Origin of the sequence: Arthrobacter sp. 4R501 (assembly GCF_002929755.1) — a bacterium.
Lineage (GTDB): Bacteria > Actinomycetota > Actinomycetes > Actinomycetales > Micrococcaceae > Arthrobacter.
Window position 1 is genome coordinate 156,465 of record NZ_PJIW01000006.1, and the last position, 15,283, is coordinate 171,747.

Sequence of the window (15,283 nt, forward strand, 5' to 3'; positions counted from 1 at the left end):
GGGTTAGGCTCGCGGTACTGCCAGACAGCACCCGGCGATGGAGGTAACTGTGAAGTGGGACCCCGTAAAGTACGTCCAGTTCGGCGATTACCGTGACCGGCCGTTTTTCGACCTGACGGGGCGGATCCAGGCCGACCGGCCACAGCACGTTGTGGACCTGGGATGTGGTCCGGGAAACCTCACGGCCACCCTCGCCCGGAGATGGCCGGAAGCGCAAGTGGTGGGGCTCGATTCGTCCAGGGAGATGCTGGACAAGGCCGCCGCGCACGCCGCCAGGCATGCGGGCCTCAGTTTCGGGCTGGCGGACATCGCAGCCTGGACGCCCCCGGCTGAAACGGACGTGGTGGTCACCAACGCCGCGCTTCAGTGGGTGCCGGGGCATCAGGAGATGCTGGCGGGCTGGCTGGCGGCGCTCAAGCCCGGTGCCTGGTTCGCCATGCAGGTGCCGGGGAACTTCAATGCCCCGTCCCATGCCCTGATGCGGGAACTTGCAGGTTCGGCACGGTGGTCGCCCCAGCTCGACGGCGTACTTCGCGGTGGAGAGTCCGTGGGGGAGCCCGCAGACTACCTCAGCATCATGCTGGACGCGGGCTGCACGGCAGACGCCTGGGAAACCACCTACCAGCAGGTCCTCACTGGGACGGATCCGGTGCTGGACTGGGTGCGCGGCACGGCGTTGCGCCCGGTCGCGGCGGCTCTTTCGGCCGAGGACGGGCACGTCTTTGAAGCGGAGTATGCTGCAGCCCTGCGGGCCGCATACCCGGCAACGGCACATCGCACGGTGTTTCCGTTCCGGCGGATCTTTGCCGTGGCGCAAAAGCAGCCACGCGCATAAACTCCATTCGTTTGAAGTTCTCTGGTCGGTAATGCCTTATGACTGAGAAGAAAATGTGATGCTGGTTACAATGACGACAGCGGCTTCTGGGGATGGCAAATGGCCTGGCCCTCATCGGCCTCCCAAATCCGTCCTGGAGGTGCGATGCTTTTCGGCTTGATGACCCGGCTGCTGGCTGGCCACAAGGGCGCCGTAACCGCGATCGTTGCTCTCCAGCTTGTCCAGACCACAGGCAACCTGCTGCTGCCCACCATCAACGCCGCCATCATCGACGACGGCATCGTTGCGGGGAACACGCCGGAAATCTTCCGCCTGGGCACTGTCATGGTTCTGATAGCTGCGGTCCAGGCTTCGGCGGCCATCGCGGCGGGCTACTTCGGGGCAGTGGTTGCCATGAAGCTCGGGCACCAGCTGCGCGGCGAGGTCTTCACCAGGATCCAGTCGCTTTCTACGCAGGAAATGGCAGCCTTCGGCACGCAAAGCCTCGTTACCAGGGCCACCAACGACACCCAGCAGATCCAGTCGTTCGCCGTCCTGGTCTTCACCATGCTTGTGGCGGCCCCGGTGATGGCGGCCGGGGGCGTGATACTGGCGTGGCAGCAGGACATGGTGCTTTCAAGCGTCGTGATGGTCATCATGCCAATACTTCTGCTCATCATGTATCTCATCGTCCGGCGCCTCGTTCCCCTGTACCGACAGGGGCAGGAGCTGCTGGACCGAACGGGGGAGCTCATGCGTGAGCAGATCATCGGCGCGAATGTGATCCGTGCCTTCGTCAGGCAGGGACACGAAACACGCCGGTTTGCGAAGACCAACAGCAGCCTCACGGGAAACAATCTTCAGTCGTCGCTGCTCGTGGCCGGCATGCTGCCGCTGATCATGATTGTGGTCAATCTGTCGTCGGTGGCCGTGGTGTGGTTCGGTGGTCACCGGGTTTACGACGGCGGGATGAAGATTGGTGCCCTCACGGCCTTTATCGCCTACATCCTGCAGATTCTCCTGGCAATCATGATGGCCATGTACGTGTTGATGACGGCTCCGCGGGCCGCTGCCTGCGCGGAACGGCTGGGTGCCGTGCTCGAGGCGAAACCGTCAGTCCAGGACCAAAAGGCGCCCCAGGAGACCCGCCATGGGAGCTCCCTTGAGGGCGGCAGCGTCACTTTCAGGAATGTCAGCTTCTCCTACCCCGGCGCCGAGAATCCGGTACTGGAAGACATCAGCTTCACAGCCCGGCCAGGAACCACTGTCGCCATCGTCGGCTCAACAGGGAGCGGCAAGTCGACACTCCTGAGCCTGGTGCCACGGTTCCTGGACGCCACGGCCGGAACCATCAGCATCGGCGGCCGGAATATCTGCTCGATGCCCCTGGACGTCCTACGCCGGACCATGGCGGTGGTGCCGCAAAAGTCGCACCTTTTCTCCGGAACTATCGCCGACAACCTGCGCGTAGCAGCTCCGGAGGCAACCGACGGCCAGCTGTGGGAAGCCATGGAGACAGCCCAGGCCGCCAGCTTCGTTCGTGCGCTGCCCCTGGGGATGGATACGGAGGTCGGGCAAGGCGGAACGAATCTCTCCGGCGGCCAGCGGCAGCGCCTCTGCATATCGCGGGCCCTCCTGCGGCGAGTCTCCGTCTATCTCTTTGACGACAGCTTTTCCGCCCTGGACTTCGCCACCGAGGCCCGGGTCCGGGATGCCCTGGAGGTTGCCCTTGGCAGTGCAGTGGTCATTGTCGTGGCGGAACGGATCTCCACCGTTGCCGGAGCCGGCCAGATCCTGGTGCTCGACGACGGCCGGCTGGTTGCACAGGGGACCCACCTGCAGCTGCTTGAGACATCTGCCACCTACCGGGAAATCGCCGAGTCCCAACTGGCGCTGGACGATGTGCCATGACAGTTTCGCCCGGCGCCGGGGCGTCCGAAGGGTTCTGGCCCACAGCGCGCCGGGTCCTCGCGTTGCTGCGCCCGTCCAGGGGGCGGATGCTGGGTGCAGTTGCGGCCACCTGCGCTTTTGTTGCCCTCAACGTCGCGGCGCCGCAGTACCTCGGTGATGCCACCGATGTGGTGGTGGATGGTGTCTACAGCGGAGCGCTCGACGGGCAGCGCCTGGGACTCCTGCTGGCCGCCGTTGCCGCGATGTACATCGGCGCTTCGCTGTTCAACTGGATCCAGGGAGCGCTGACGGCCAGCGCGGTTCACGGCCTGATGTACCGCCTCCGGGCATCGGTTCAAGACAAGCTGCACCGGCTTCCTTCCACGTACTTCCAAGAGCAGTCCAGGGGTGATGTCCTGAGCCGCGTCACCAATGACATCGACAATATTTCGCAAGCGCTCAGCCAGGTCCTCACGCAGCTGATCATGTCTGTCCTGATGCTGTGCGGTGCCTTGGCCATGATGCTGTGGATCTCGCCGCTCCTGGCCCTGATCGCGCTTGTTTCGGTGCCCTTGTCCACCCTCATCACCGTTATGGTGGCCCGGAAGTCCCAAGCGCATTTTGCCCGCCAGTGGACCGAAACGGGTGAGTTGAACGCGCACGTGGAGGAGTTTGTCACCGGGCACGAGGTTATTAAGGCCTTCGGGTACCAGGACCAGGCAGCGGCAGTCTTCAAGGCAAGCAACGACCGCCTGGCCCGGGCATCCGCACGGGCCCAGTATTCATCCGGCATTGTCCAGCCGTTGATGGTCCTTATCGCCAATATCAACTACATCGCGGTGGCGGTGGTGGGGGCGCTCCAGGTCACCATGGGGGCCATGACCATCGGCGGGATCCAGGCGTTCATCCAGTTCAGCCGGCTTTTCACCCAGCCTGTGGGCCAGATCGGCGGCATGCTCAACGTCATCCAGTCCTGCGTGGCTTCGGCGCGCCGCGTGTTCGACCTGCTCGACGCCGCGGAGATACCTGCAGAGCCCGAAAGTGACGGTCACAAACCCGGGCAGGAAGGGCGGATTGTGTTCAGTGATGTCACCTTCGGCTATACCAGGGCTGACCCTGTGGTCCGTGGGCTGTCGTTCACGGTGGAACCGGGCCGGACGGTCGCGATTGTCGGGCACACGGGCGCCGGCAAGACCACCGTTGTCAACCTGCTCATGCGGTTCTATGAGGTCGACGCCGGCAGGATCACCATCGGGGGTACTAACATTGCCGACATTCCGCGGGACGTCCTGCGGAAGGGATTCGGGGTTGTGCTGCAGGATGCCTGGCTGTTTTCCGGCACCATCCGGGAGAACATCGAATACGGCCGGCCGGGAGCCACAGCCGCGGAGATCACTGCGGCAGCCGAGGCGAGCCACGTGGACCACCTCATCAGGTCGCTGCCGGCCGGCTACGAGACGATGCTGGGCAACGGGGGAGAGCCGCTCAGCCAGGGCCAGCGCCAGCTGATCTCCATCGCCCGGGCGCAGTTGGCGGACCGCACCGTGCTGGTCCTGGATGAGGCCACCAGTTCGGTGGATTCCCGGACCGAGGTCCTGATCCGCCAGGCCATGCAGAGGTTGCGCCGTGGAAAAACAAGTTTTGTGATCGCCCACCGTTTGTCCACGGTCCGGGACGCTGATCTAATTCTGGTCATGGACCACGGACGCATTGCAGAGCAGGGAACCCATCGAAGCCTCCTGGCAGCCAACGGCCGCTATGCACGGCTCTACAACGCCCAGTTCGCCGGACGCCCGGGCCGCGCCGGCACGTTGGAGGCCGGACGATGACAACAGCTGGTCCGTTCCCCGGAACCTGGAAGCCCAACCAGTCCAGCACGGTGGCACTCTTTGAACAGCTGCGCCTGCATGTGATCCGCCTCGCGGACAGCGGGGCCCTTCCGCCGGGAACCAAGCTGCCGGCGGTGCGGACCCTGGCAGGGCTGCTGGACGTCGCGCCCCACACGGTGGCCAGGGCGTACAAGGAGCTGGAGGCAGCCGGTGTCGTGGCCACGAAGGGCAGGAACGGCACCGTGGTGTGCGCGCGTGATGAGCGGGCGGATGCGCTCTCCCTGGCCGCCAACTCCTATGCATCAGTGGCCAAGGCCCAAGGTGCCACCTTTGCGGAAGCAGTCCAGCTGCTGGCTGCAGCCTACGACGCCGACTAGCCGGACCCCGCATGGATATTCGAAGAAGTTTTCGATTAGCATTAGTGGGTGCCTAAAGCCGTAGCTGAAGAAACAGCAGTCGAATCCGTCCCCGTCGCCGTTCCCCAGGCCCCAGCCACGCCTGCCCGGCCAGACCTCTCCCGCCTTGTGGTCAAGGGGGCGCGCGAGCATAACCTGCGCAACGTGGACCTGGATCTGCCCCGAGATGCCATGATCGTTTTCACCGGGCTGTCCGGTTCCGGGAAGTCGTCGCTGGCGTTCGACACAATCTTCGCCGAGGGCCAGCGGCGCTACGTTGAATCCCTGTCGGCCTATGCCCGTCAGTTCCTCGGCCAGGTGGACAAGCCGGACGTCGATTTCATCGAGGGGCTCTCGCCGGCGGTATCGATTGACCAGAAGTCCACCAGCAAGAACCCCCGGTCCACGGTTGGCACCATCACCGAAATTTATGACTACATGCGATTGCTGTGGGCACGCGTGGGACGGCCGCATTGCCCGGTCTGTGGCGAGGTTGTGGCCCGGCAGACTCCGCAGCAGATCGTGGACCAGCTGCTTGAGCTTGACGAAGGCACGCGATTCCAGGTGCTGGCGCCGGTGGTGCGGGGGCGCAAGGGCGAGTTCGTGGACCTTTTCAAGGAGCTGACCGCCAAGGGCTATTCGCGTGCCCGGGTGGACGGTGAGCTGATCCAGTTGAGCGAGCCGCCCAAACTCGGCAAGCAGTTCAAGCACACCATTGAGGTGGTGGTGGACCGCCTGGTGGTTAAAGAAGGCATCAGCCAGCGCCTCACGGACTCCGTTGAAACGGCGCTTGGCCTGGCCGAAGGCCGGGTGCTGGCCGAGTTCGTCGATCTGGAAGCAGACGCGCCGGGACGGCTGCGGGCATTTTCCGAGAACCTCGCCTGCCCTAACGAGCATCCCCTGGCCATCGATGAAATCGAGCCGCGGTCCTTCTCCTTCAACAACCCATTCGGCGCCTGTTCCGCGTGCAGCGGCATCGGTACACGGCTCGAGGTTGACGAAGAACTGATCATTCCGAATCCTGAGCTGTCGTTGGCCGAGGGCGCCATCGCGCCATGGTCACTTGGCACCGCAACAACCGAGTATTGGAACCGCCTGCTCGAAGGGCTGTCCAAGGAGCTTGGCTTCTCCATGGACACACCCTGGGAGAAGCTGGGCACCGACGTCCGCCAGACCGTCCTGCACGGCAAGGACCACAAGGTGGTTGTGCAGTACAAGAACCGCTTCGGACGGGAACGTAAGTACAGCACCGGCTTCGAAGGTGCAATCCAGTACGTCCACCGCAAGCACGGTGAGACGGACTCCGAGTGGGCGCGCGACCGCTACGAAGAGTACATGCGGCAGATCGCCTGCCCCGCGTGCAACGGCGCCCGGCTCAACCCCGCCTCGCTGTCCGTCCTGATCAACGGCAAGTCCATCGCCGACGTCGCCGCCATGCCCATGCGCGTGTGCGCGGACTTCCTGAACAACCTGGTCCTCACCGGCCGCGAGGCCCAGATCGCCCACCAGGTGCTCAAGGAAATACAGGCTCGGCTGACCTTCCTGCTTGACGTCGGGCTGGAATACCTGAATCTCGAGCGCCCCTCCGCCACCCTGTCCGGCGGCGAAGCGCAGCGAATCCGGCTCGCCACCCAGATCGGTTCCGGCCTCGTGGGCGTCCTTTACGTCCTGGATGAGCCCTCCATCGGCCTCCACCAGCGCGACAACCGCCGGCTTATTGAGACCCTGACCCGGCTCCGGGACATGGGAAACACCCTCATCGTTGTCGAGCACGATGAGGACACTATCCAGGTGGCGGACTGGATCGTGGACATCGGGCCCGGCGCAGGCGAGCACGGCGGCCAGGTGGTGCACTCGGGTTCGTACCAGGATCTCCTGGCCAACACCAACTCACTGACCGGCGATTACCTGTCCGGCCGCAAGAAGATCGACATCCCCAAGAAGCGGCGCAAATACGACAAAAAGCGTGAGCTGAAGGTCGTCGGTGCGCGTGAAAACAACCTGGTCAACGTTGATGCGGTCTTCCCCCTGGGCCTGTTCACCGCCGTGACCGGCGTCAGCGGCTCCGGCAAATCCACCCTGGTCAACGAGATCCTCTACAAGGTGCTGGCCAACAAGCTCAACGGCGCCAAACAGGTGGCCGGACGCCACAAGAGCATCATGGGCCTGGAGCACCTGGACAAGGTGGTGCACGTGGACCAGAGCCCTATCGGGCGGACCCCACGCTCCAACCCGGCCACGTACACCGGCGTCTTTGACAACATCCGCAAGCTCTTCGCCGAGACCACCGAGGCCAAGGTCCGTGGCTACCTGCCAGGACGGTTCTCCTTCAACGTCAAGGGCGGGCGCTGCGAAGCCTGCGCAGGTGACGGCACGCTGAAGATCGAAATGAACTTCCTGCCGGACGTCTACGTGCCCTGCGAGGTGTGCCACGGCGCACGGTACAACCGCGAAACCCTCGAAGTCCACTACAAGGGCAAGACCATCGCGGATGTGCTCAACATGCCCATCGAAGAAGGTGCGGAGTTCTTCGCTGCCTTCTCCCCGATCGCCCGGCACCTGAACACCCTCGTGGACGTGGGCCTCGGCTACGTACGGCTGGGACAGCCGGCAACCACCCTCTCCGGCGGCGAAGCCCAGCGTGTCAAGCTCGCCGCGGAACTGCAGAAGCGCTCCAACGGACGCAGTGTGTATGTTCTCGACGAGCCCACCACGGGCCTGCACTTCGAGGACATCCGCAAGCTCCTGATGGTCCTTCAAAGTCTGGTGGACAAGGGCAATACGGTGATCACCATCGAACACAACCTGGACGTCATCAAGAGCGCCGACTGGATCGTGGATCTTGGCCCGGACGGCGGTTCGGGCGGCGGCCAGATCGTGGCCACCGGCACGCCCGAGCAGGTATCGAAATCCACCAAGGGCCACACGGCATCCTTCCTCGCGGAAATACTCGGCTAGGCGGTTGGCCTCCCATGACGTATGCCGTGTCGGGCATGCGAGTTTCAGGCATGCTCGGTGTCGTGAGAAACTAAGCCGGTGACTCAAACAACAGTGCCCGTGATCTTTGACCTGGACGGCACTCTTGTCGATCCGGCCGGCGGAATATCCGGCGGAATCGCAGCAGCCCTTGCCGCCGCAGGTCTGCCGGTTCCTGGCCAGGACGTCCTGAACTCGATGATCGGCCCCAAACTCAGCGATGCGCTCCAGAGTGTCTGCAAGGTTCCGGCCGAGATGCTCGACGAGGTCATCCGGACGTACCGGCAGTACTACTTGGCCACGGGGATAGCCCAGAGCCGGCTGTACCCCGGAATCAGGGAAGCGCTGGAGACCTTCGCGGCCGAAGGCAGGCCAGTGGCCGTCGCCACGCAGAAGCCCGAAGGGCTGGCCCAGATCGTGCTGCGGCACCACGGCATCGCCAACCTGTTCCAGTCCATCAGGGGTTCGGCAGACAACGAATCCTCAACGGATGGTCCGGTGGGGAAGGCAGAAATCATCGCCGCGGCCCTGGCTGACCTCTCCACCCAGCACGCCGTTATGGTGGGTGACCGCGCCCAGGATGTGGCGGGCGCCATCGCGAACGGGCTTGACTGCATCGGTGTGGGCTGGGGTTTCGCTCACGACGGCGAACTCGAGGAAGCCGGGGCCGTCACCGTGGTGGACACCACCGCGGGCATGGTCGCCGCCATCGGGCGCCTCGAAGCAATCCACGCTGCCGCGATGAGTGAGGTGCGCAACGATGGCGCTGTTTGAGGCGGTCCGCTGGACATTTCGCGGGCTCGTCGCGGGCACCTGCCGGCCCACCGTCGTCGGCCTGGAAAACGTCCCGAAAGAGGGGCCATTCATTGTGGCCCCGAACCATCTTTCCTTCTTTGACAGCGTCATTGTCCAGGCACTGATGCCGCGGCCCGTGGCCTTCTTCGCCAAAGCCGAGTACTTCACCACGGGTGGCGTCAAGGGCAGAGTGATGAAGTCCTTTTTTGAGTCCGTGGGTTCCATCCCGGTGGAGCGCGGCGAGCAGGCAGCAAGCGTCCAGGCGCTCAAAACCCTCCTGGACATCCTCGAAGCGGGCAAAGGCATCGGCATCTACCCCGAGGGCACGCGCTCACGGGACGGCATCCTCTACCGCGGCCGCACCGGCGTGGGCTGGCTTGCACTGGCAACCGGAGCTCCCGTGATCCCGGTCGGACTGATCGGGACGGAGAACCTGCAGCCGGCCGGTGAGAAGGGCTTCAAGCCGCATCATTTCACCATGAAGGTGGGGGAGCCCCTGTATTTCGACAAAACCGGCCCGGATCATTCGCTGCCGGCCCGGCGGCAGGTAACGGACCGCATCATGGATGCGATCGCCGAACTCAGCGGCCAGGAACGCTCCACCAGCTACAACCAAAGTAAAAGCACGGATTAGTAGAATGAAGTAGTGGCAGATCCAGCAAGTTACAGGCCCCAGACGGGTGAAATTCCCACCAACCCCGGGGTGTACCGGTTCCGCGATCCCCACGGCCGGGTCATCTACGTCGGCAAAGCCAAAAGCCTTCGCTCCCGCCTGAACTCCTACTTCGCGAATCCGGCGGGCCTGCTGCCCAAAACCCACGCAATGGTTCACACGGCCAGCAGTGTCGAGTGGACAGTGGTGGGCAGCGAGCTGGAGTCGCTGCAGCTTGAATACACCTGGATCAAGGAATACAAGCCACGCTTCAACGTGGTCTTCCGCGACGACAAAACCTATCCGTACCTGGCCCTCACCATGAGCGAGAAGCTCCCCAGGGTCCAGGTCATGCGGGGGGACCGCCGCAAAGGCACACGGTACTTTGGCCCGTACACGGCCGGCGCGATCCGGGAAACCATGGACACTTTGCTGCGGGTTTTCCCCGTCCGCAGCTGCAGCGCCGGGGTCCTCAAACGGGCCCAGGCGAGCGGCCGGCCGTGCCTGCTGGGCTACATCGATAAATGCTCGGCCCCCTGCGTTGGCCGGGTGACTCCCGAGGAACACCGGGCCCTGGCGGAGGACTTCTGCGCGTTTATGGGCGGCGAGGCCAAACGCTTCATCACCAAGCTCGAAAAGGAGATGGCCGACGCCGTCGGCACCCTCGACTACGAGCGTGCGGCGAGGCTCCGTGATGACATCGCCGCTCTTCGGAAGGTCTTTGAGCGCAACGCCGTGGTGCTCGCCGACGATACCGACGCCGATGTCTTCGCGCTGCACGAGGACGAGTTGGAGGCTGCCGTCCAGGTGTTCCACGTCAGGGGCGGCCGGATCCGCGGCCAGCGCGGCTGGGTGGTGGAAAAAGTGGAGGACGCCACCACCCCGGATCTCGTGGAACACCTGCTGCAGCAGGTCTACGGCGACGACGGCGACAGCCATGGCAGGCTTCCCCGCGAAGTCCTGGTGCCCGTCGAACCCAGCAACGCCGCGGAACTTACGGAATGGCTCGGCGGCCTGCGCGGAGCGAAGGTGGATGTCAGGGTGCCGCAGCGCGGCGACAAGGCCGCGCTCATGTCCACCGTCCGTGAAAACGCCGAGCACGCGCTCAAACTCCATAAGACCCGCCGCGCCGGGGACCTCACCGTGCGCTCCCAGGCACTGCAGGAGCTGCAGGAAGCCCTGGACCTGCCCGTGGCGCTCCTGCGGATCGAATGCTTCGACGTCTCCCACGTCCAGGGCACCAACGTCGTGGCGTCCATGGTGGTGGTCGAGGACGGGCTGCCCAAGAAGTCCGAATACCGGAAATTCTCCGTCACCGGGCCCGCCGCCGCAGACGACACGGCCGCCATGCACGACGTCCTGACCCGGCGCTTCCGGCATTACCTGCAGGACAAGTCGGCGCAAGTCGAGGCCTCCGCCCTGCCAGGGCACCAGGCCGCCTTGGAAGCAGCCGCCGATGCCGCGGTCCTGGACACCACTACGGCCGCCCCGCGGGCAAAATTCGCGTACCCGCCCAACCTGGTGGTGGTCGACGGCGGCAAGCCCCAGGTGAACGCCGCAGCCCGGGCCTTGGCGGACCTTGGCATTGAGGATGTCTACGTGGTGGGCCTGGCCAAACGCCTTGAGGAAGTCTGGCTGCCGGACAGCGACTTCCCCGTGATCCTGCCCAGGACGTCCCAGGGACTCTATCTGCTGCAGCGGATCCGTGACGAAGCCCACCGCTTCGCCATCACCTTCCACCGGCAGAAGCGCGGCAAGGCCATGACCGTCTCGGCGCTGGACGGAGTGCCGGGCCTTGGCGAGTCCAAACGCAAGGCCCTGCTCACCCATTTCGGATCCGTCAAAGGCGTGAAAGCCGCCACCGCGGCTGAGCTCACGGCGGCCAAGGGCATTGGACCATCCCTTGCCAACGCCATCGTGGCCCACTTCAGCGGCGATGACACGGCCGGCGATGCGCTTCGGGCCGTGAATATGGCCACCGGCGAAATCATTGAAACCTAGGTAGGGTAAGGAACGCAGGTTTCCGCCATTGCGGGCGCCTGCCTTCATCTGGACAGAAACGGGGCGGAACGAATGGCAGACTCTACGGCGGAATCCGGGACGGAGCAGGACGGGCTGACGCCGGTCAAGCCCCTCGAAGCGGAACTGCTGGTGGTCACCGGTATGTCAGGGGCGGGACGCAGTACCGCCGCGGACGCACTTGAGGACCATGGCTGGTATGTCGTGGAAAACCTGCCGCCGCAGATGCTCGGCACCCTGGCCGAGATTGTCTCCCACGCTCCGCAGTCCATTCCGCGGCTGGCCGTGGTGATGGATGTCCGCAGCAAAGGCCTCTTTGTCGACGTCCGTGCGGCCCTGGGGGCCCTCGCAGCCAGTGGTGTCAAGTTCCGCGTCCTTTTCCTCGACGCCAAAGACGACGTCCTGGTCCGCCGGTTCGAGCAGGGCCGCAGGCCCCATCCGCTCCAGGAAGGCGGCCGCATCCTCGACGGCATTGCAGCCGAACGGGAGGTGCTCAAGGAACTGCGCGACAGCTCCGACGTCGTACTGGATACCTCGACCTACAACGTCCACGCCCTGGCTACCGCCATCACGGAACTCTTTAGCGAAACCGGCCCGGTGGCACTGCGGCTCAACGTCATGAGCTTTGGCTTCAAGTACGGCCTGCCGGTGGATTCCAACTACGTTGCTGACGTCCGGTTCATCCCGAATCCGCACTGGGTCCCGCAGCTGCGCCCGCATACGGGCCTGGACAAGGACGTCAGCGATTATGTCCTCGAGGCGGAAGGTGTAAAGAACTTCGTGGACCGCTATGTCCTGGCGCTCGAGCCCGTCCTGGACGGCTACCGGCGCGAAAACAAGCACTACGCCACCATCGCCGTCGGCTGTACCGGCGGCAAGCACCGGTCCGTGGCCGTCGCCGTCGAGCTTTCCAAGAAACTGGCACAGTATCCGCGCGTGACCGTGACCACCACGCATCGGGATCTGGGCCGCGAGTAATGGGGATGCTCACCGGGCCCCTCCCGCTCGTACCGGTTTCCAGCGGAACGGCAGCCGGCCAGCAGGACAAAGGCCCCAACGTCGTGGCGCTCGGCGGCGGGCACGGACTGTCCGCTTCGCTCTCGGCGCTGCGGCTGCTCACCTCCGAGCTGACCGCCATTGTTACGGTGGCGGACGACGGCGGGTCTTCAGGGCGTCTACGCGACGAGTACGGCGTCCTCCCGCCCGGAGACCTGCGCATGGCGCTCTCCGCCTTGTGCGATGACACGGACTGGGGACGCACCTGGCGCGACGTGATGCAGCACCGCTTCCGGCCCGGCCAGGGCAGCGGCGGATCGCTGGACGAGCATGCGATGGGCAACCTGCTCATCGTCACCCTTTGGGAGCTGCTGGGCGACACCGTGGCCGGCCTGAAGTGGGCCGGCGCCCTGCTCGGTGCCCGTGGCCAGGTCCTGCCCATGTCCACTGTTCCGCTGACCATTGAAGGTGACATCCGCGTCACTGCGCCTGACGGCACGTTCGCGCTCCAGACAGTCCGCGGGCAGGCGCGGTGCGCCGTTGCCGGCTCGCTCGAGCACGTCCGGCTCCTGCCCGAACAGGCGCCGGCCTGCGTTGACGCCCTGACAGCCATCGAACTGGCTGACTGGGTAATCCTGGGGCCGGGGTCCTGGTACACGTCCGTGCTGCCGCACCTGCTGCTCCCGGAAATGCGTGAAGCCCTGAGTGCCACTGCCGCAAAACGTTGCCTCACCATGAACCTGGCCACGGACACCAAGGAAACCACCGGCATGTCGGCGGCGGACCACCTATACGCACTGCGCCGGTATGCGCCGGACTTCAGCGTCGACGTCGTCCTGGCGGATCCCGCGTCGGTGCCGGACCGGCAGGAGTTCGAGAAAGCCGCCGGGATGATCGGCGCCGAGGTTGTCTTGGGTAAAGTGGGGGCGTCGGGCCGCCGACCCGTCCATGACCCCCTGCGTCTGGCAGCGGCGTACCACGACATTTTCGGGAACAGTTAGGAAGGTGCCATGGCACTGACATCATCGGTCAAGGAAGAACTGTCCCGTCTGGACATCAAGAAATCTTCAGTCCGCAAGGCAGAGGTCTCGGCCATGCTGCGCTTCGCCGGCGGCCTGCACATCATCTCGGGCAGGATCGTGATCGAAGCCGAGGTTGACCTCGCATCGACGGCGCGCAGGCTCCGGGCGGCCATCGCCGAGGTTTACGGCCACCAGAGCGAGATCATCGTCGTCTCCGGCGGCGGACTGCGCCGCGGCAGCCGGTACGTGGTGCGGGTAGTCCGCGACGGCGAGTCCCTGGCCCGGCAGACAGGCCTCCTGGACGGCCGCGGGCGGCCGGTGCGGGGGCTTCCCTCGGCCGTCGTCAACGGCTCGGCCGCCGACGCCGAGGCCGTGTGGCGTGGTGCTTTCCTGGCCCACGGGTCCCTCACGGAACCGGGCCGTTCGTCATCGCTTGAGGTCACCTGCCCGGGTCCCGAGTCGGCGCTTGCCCTCGTTGGTGCCGCCCGCCGTCTTGGCATCCAGGCCAAAGCCCGCGAAGTCAGGGGAGTGGACCGTGTGGTGATCCGCGATGGCGACACCATCGCCGCCCTGCTCATCCGCATGGGCGCCCACGATGCCCTGATGGTCTGGGAAGAACGCAGGATGCGCAAGGAAGTCAGGGCCACGGCCAACCGGCTGGCCAACTTTGACGACGCCAACCTGCGGCGCTCCGCCCAGGCGGCCGTGGCCGCCGGAGCCAGGGTGGACCGGGCACTGGAGATCCTGGGCGACGACGTCCCGGACCACCTCAAATACGCCGGCGAACTCCGGGTGGCCCACAAACAGGCGAGCCTGGACGAGCTGGGGCGCCTGGCAGATCCGGTAATGACCAAAGACGCCATCGCCGGCCGCATCCGCCGGCTCCTGGCTATGGCGGATAAGCGGGCCATCGATTTGGGGATCCCTGGCACTGATGCCAATGTGACGCCTGAGATGCTGGACGAGTAGCGGCGCCCCTAGAATCAGAGCGTTCACCCTGATCTTCCGGATGCCAGTCATCCGGATGCACAATCCGAGAGTTACAACCCGGACAGACCGTCCACGACATTGGAGGATTTTGTGACCGAGTACGTACTGCCAGAACTCAGCTACGACTACGCGGCGCTTGAGCCGCACATTTCGGCGCGCATCATGGAGCTGCACCACAGCAAGCACCACGCTGCCTACGTTGCAGGTGCCAACAACGCCCTTGCCCAGCTGGCAGAGGCGCGCGACAAGCGCGATTTCGCCAACATCAACCGCCTTTCGAAGGACCTCGCGTTCCACACCGGCGGCCACATCAACCACACGGTGTTCTGGAACAACCTGTCACCGGACGGTGGCGACAAGCCTGAGGGCGAGCTGGCGGCTGCCATCGATGACGCCTTCGGTTCCTTCGACGCCTTCCGCGCACAGTTCTCCGCGGCTGCCCTTGGCCTGCAGGGATCGGGCTGGGGCTTCCTGGCCTACGAGCCGATCGGTGGCAACCTGGTCATCGAGCAGCTCTACGACCAGCAGGGCAACGTGGCTCTCGGCACCACGCCGCTGCTGATGCTGGACATGTGGGAGCACGCCTTCTACCTGGACTACGTCAACGTCAAGGCTGACTACGTCAAGGCCTTCTGGAACATTGTCAACTGGGCCGATGTCGCCAAGCGCTTCGATGCTGCACGCACGAACGCCACGGGCCTCATCACCCTGCCGTAGTGACCCGCAGTACATGAGCGTGTAACAAACTTCACATTTCGGCGTGATTTCGGCCGGAATGTGGAAGGTCCGCCCCCGCACTTGCGGGGGCGGACCTACTTAAACGTAAGATGGATCACGGAAGGCGGTCTGCCTTCAGCAATGTGGCTGGTCGCCCTCCGATCTGTTAATCATCTCTGCCCAATGGC

At 64.7% G+C, this 15,283-nt stretch carries 12 protein-coding genes; all 12 read left to right on the forward strand.

All coding sequences use genetic code 11. From position 1 onward, the window contains the following. The first annotated feature begins 49 nt into the window (after positions 1-49). The 12 genes from CXR02_RS07635 to CXR02_RS07690 all read left to right on the forward strand — a co-directional run bounded on the left by CXR02_RS07635 (position 50) and on the right by CXR02_RS07690 (position 15,095). Positions 50-835 carry a trans-aconitate 2-methyltransferase gene (locus CXR02_RS07635; RefSeq protein ID WP_104061419.1) on the forward strand — a complete coding sequence of 262 codons (786 nt, stop codon included), beginning with the start codon at positions 50-52 and terminating at the stop codon, positions 833-835. Positions 836-979: 144 nt separating this feature from the next. After that, positions 980-2,725: an ABC transporter ATP-binding protein gene (locus CXR02_RS07640; RefSeq protein ID WP_104061420.1), complete on the forward strand. Its 1,746-nt coding sequence runs from the start codon at positions 980-982 to the stop codon at positions 2,723-2,725. Beyond that, positions 2,722-4,533, forward strand: a complete 1,812-nt coding sequence (locus CXR02_RS07645; RefSeq protein WP_258060864.1) for an ABC transporter ATP-binding protein — start codon at positions 2,722-2,724, stop codon at positions 4,531-4,533. The genes CXR02_RS07640 and CXR02_RS07645 overlap by 4 nt, the downstream gene beginning before the upstream one ends. Beyond that, positions 4,530-4,910 (forward strand): GntR family transcriptional regulator, encoded by a 381-nt coding sequence (locus CXR02_RS07650; protein WP_056339746.1) that lies wholly within the window; start codon positions 4,530-4,532, stop codon positions 4,908-4,910. The genes CXR02_RS07645 and CXR02_RS07650 overlap by 4 nt, the downstream gene beginning before the upstream one ends. A 48-nt stretch (positions 4,911-4,958) precedes the next feature. Beyond that, the gene (gene uvrA / locus CXR02_RS07655) at positions 4,959-7,886 is read left to right on the forward strand and encodes an excinuclease ABC subunit UvrA (protein WP_104061421.1); all 2,928 of its coding nucleotides are present in this window, start codon (positions 4,959-4,961) and stop codon (positions 7,884-7,886) included. 78 nt (positions 7,887-7,964) lie between these two features. Next, a complete protein-coding gene (locus CXR02_RS07660) occupies positions 7,965-8,678 on the forward strand; it encodes an HAD hydrolase-like protein (RefSeq protein ID WP_104061422.1) in 714 nt (237 codons plus the stop codon). Then, on the forward strand, positions 8,665-9,333 hold the full coding sequence (locus tag CXR02_RS07665; protein ID WP_104061423.1) for a 1-acyl-sn-glycerol-3-phosphate acyltransferase: 669 nt from the start codon (positions 8,665-8,667) through the stop codon (positions 9,331-9,333). The genes CXR02_RS07660 and CXR02_RS07665 overlap by 14 nt, the downstream gene beginning before the upstream one ends. 12 nt (positions 9,334-9,345) lie before the next feature. Next, positions 9,346-11,352, forward strand: a complete 2,007-nt coding sequence (gene uvrC, locus CXR02_RS07670; RefSeq protein WP_104061424.1) for an excinuclease ABC subunit UvrC — start codon at positions 9,346-9,348, stop codon at positions 11,350-11,352. 72 nt (positions 11,353-11,424) lie between these two features. Continuing rightward, positions 11,425-12,348, forward strand: a complete 924-nt coding sequence (gene rapZ / locus CXR02_RS07675; RefSeq protein WP_058932525.1) for an RNase adapter RapZ — start codon at positions 11,425-11,427, stop codon at positions 12,346-12,348. Continuing rightward, a complete protein-coding gene (gene yvcK, locus CXR02_RS07680) occupies positions 12,348-13,367 on the forward strand; it encodes a uridine diphosphate-N-acetylglucosamine-binding protein YvcK (protein ID WP_104061425.1) in 1,020 nt (339 codons plus the stop codon). Before rapZ ends, yvcK begins: the two co-directional genes overlap by 1 nt. Positions 13,368-13,376: 9 nt before the next feature. Beyond that, positions 13,377-14,357 carry a DNA-binding protein WhiA gene (whiA, locus tag CXR02_RS07685; protein WP_056339766.1) on the forward strand — a complete coding sequence of 327 codons (981 nt, stop codon included), beginning with the start codon at positions 13,377-13,379 and terminating at the stop codon, positions 14,355-14,357. 111 nt (positions 14,358-14,468) lie between these two features. After that, on the forward strand, positions 14,469-15,095 hold the full coding sequence (locus tag CXR02_RS07690) for a superoxide dismutase (protein WP_104061426.1): 627 nt from the start codon (positions 14,469-14,471) through the stop codon (positions 15,093-15,095). Positions 15,096-15,283: the final 188 nt, after the last annotated feature.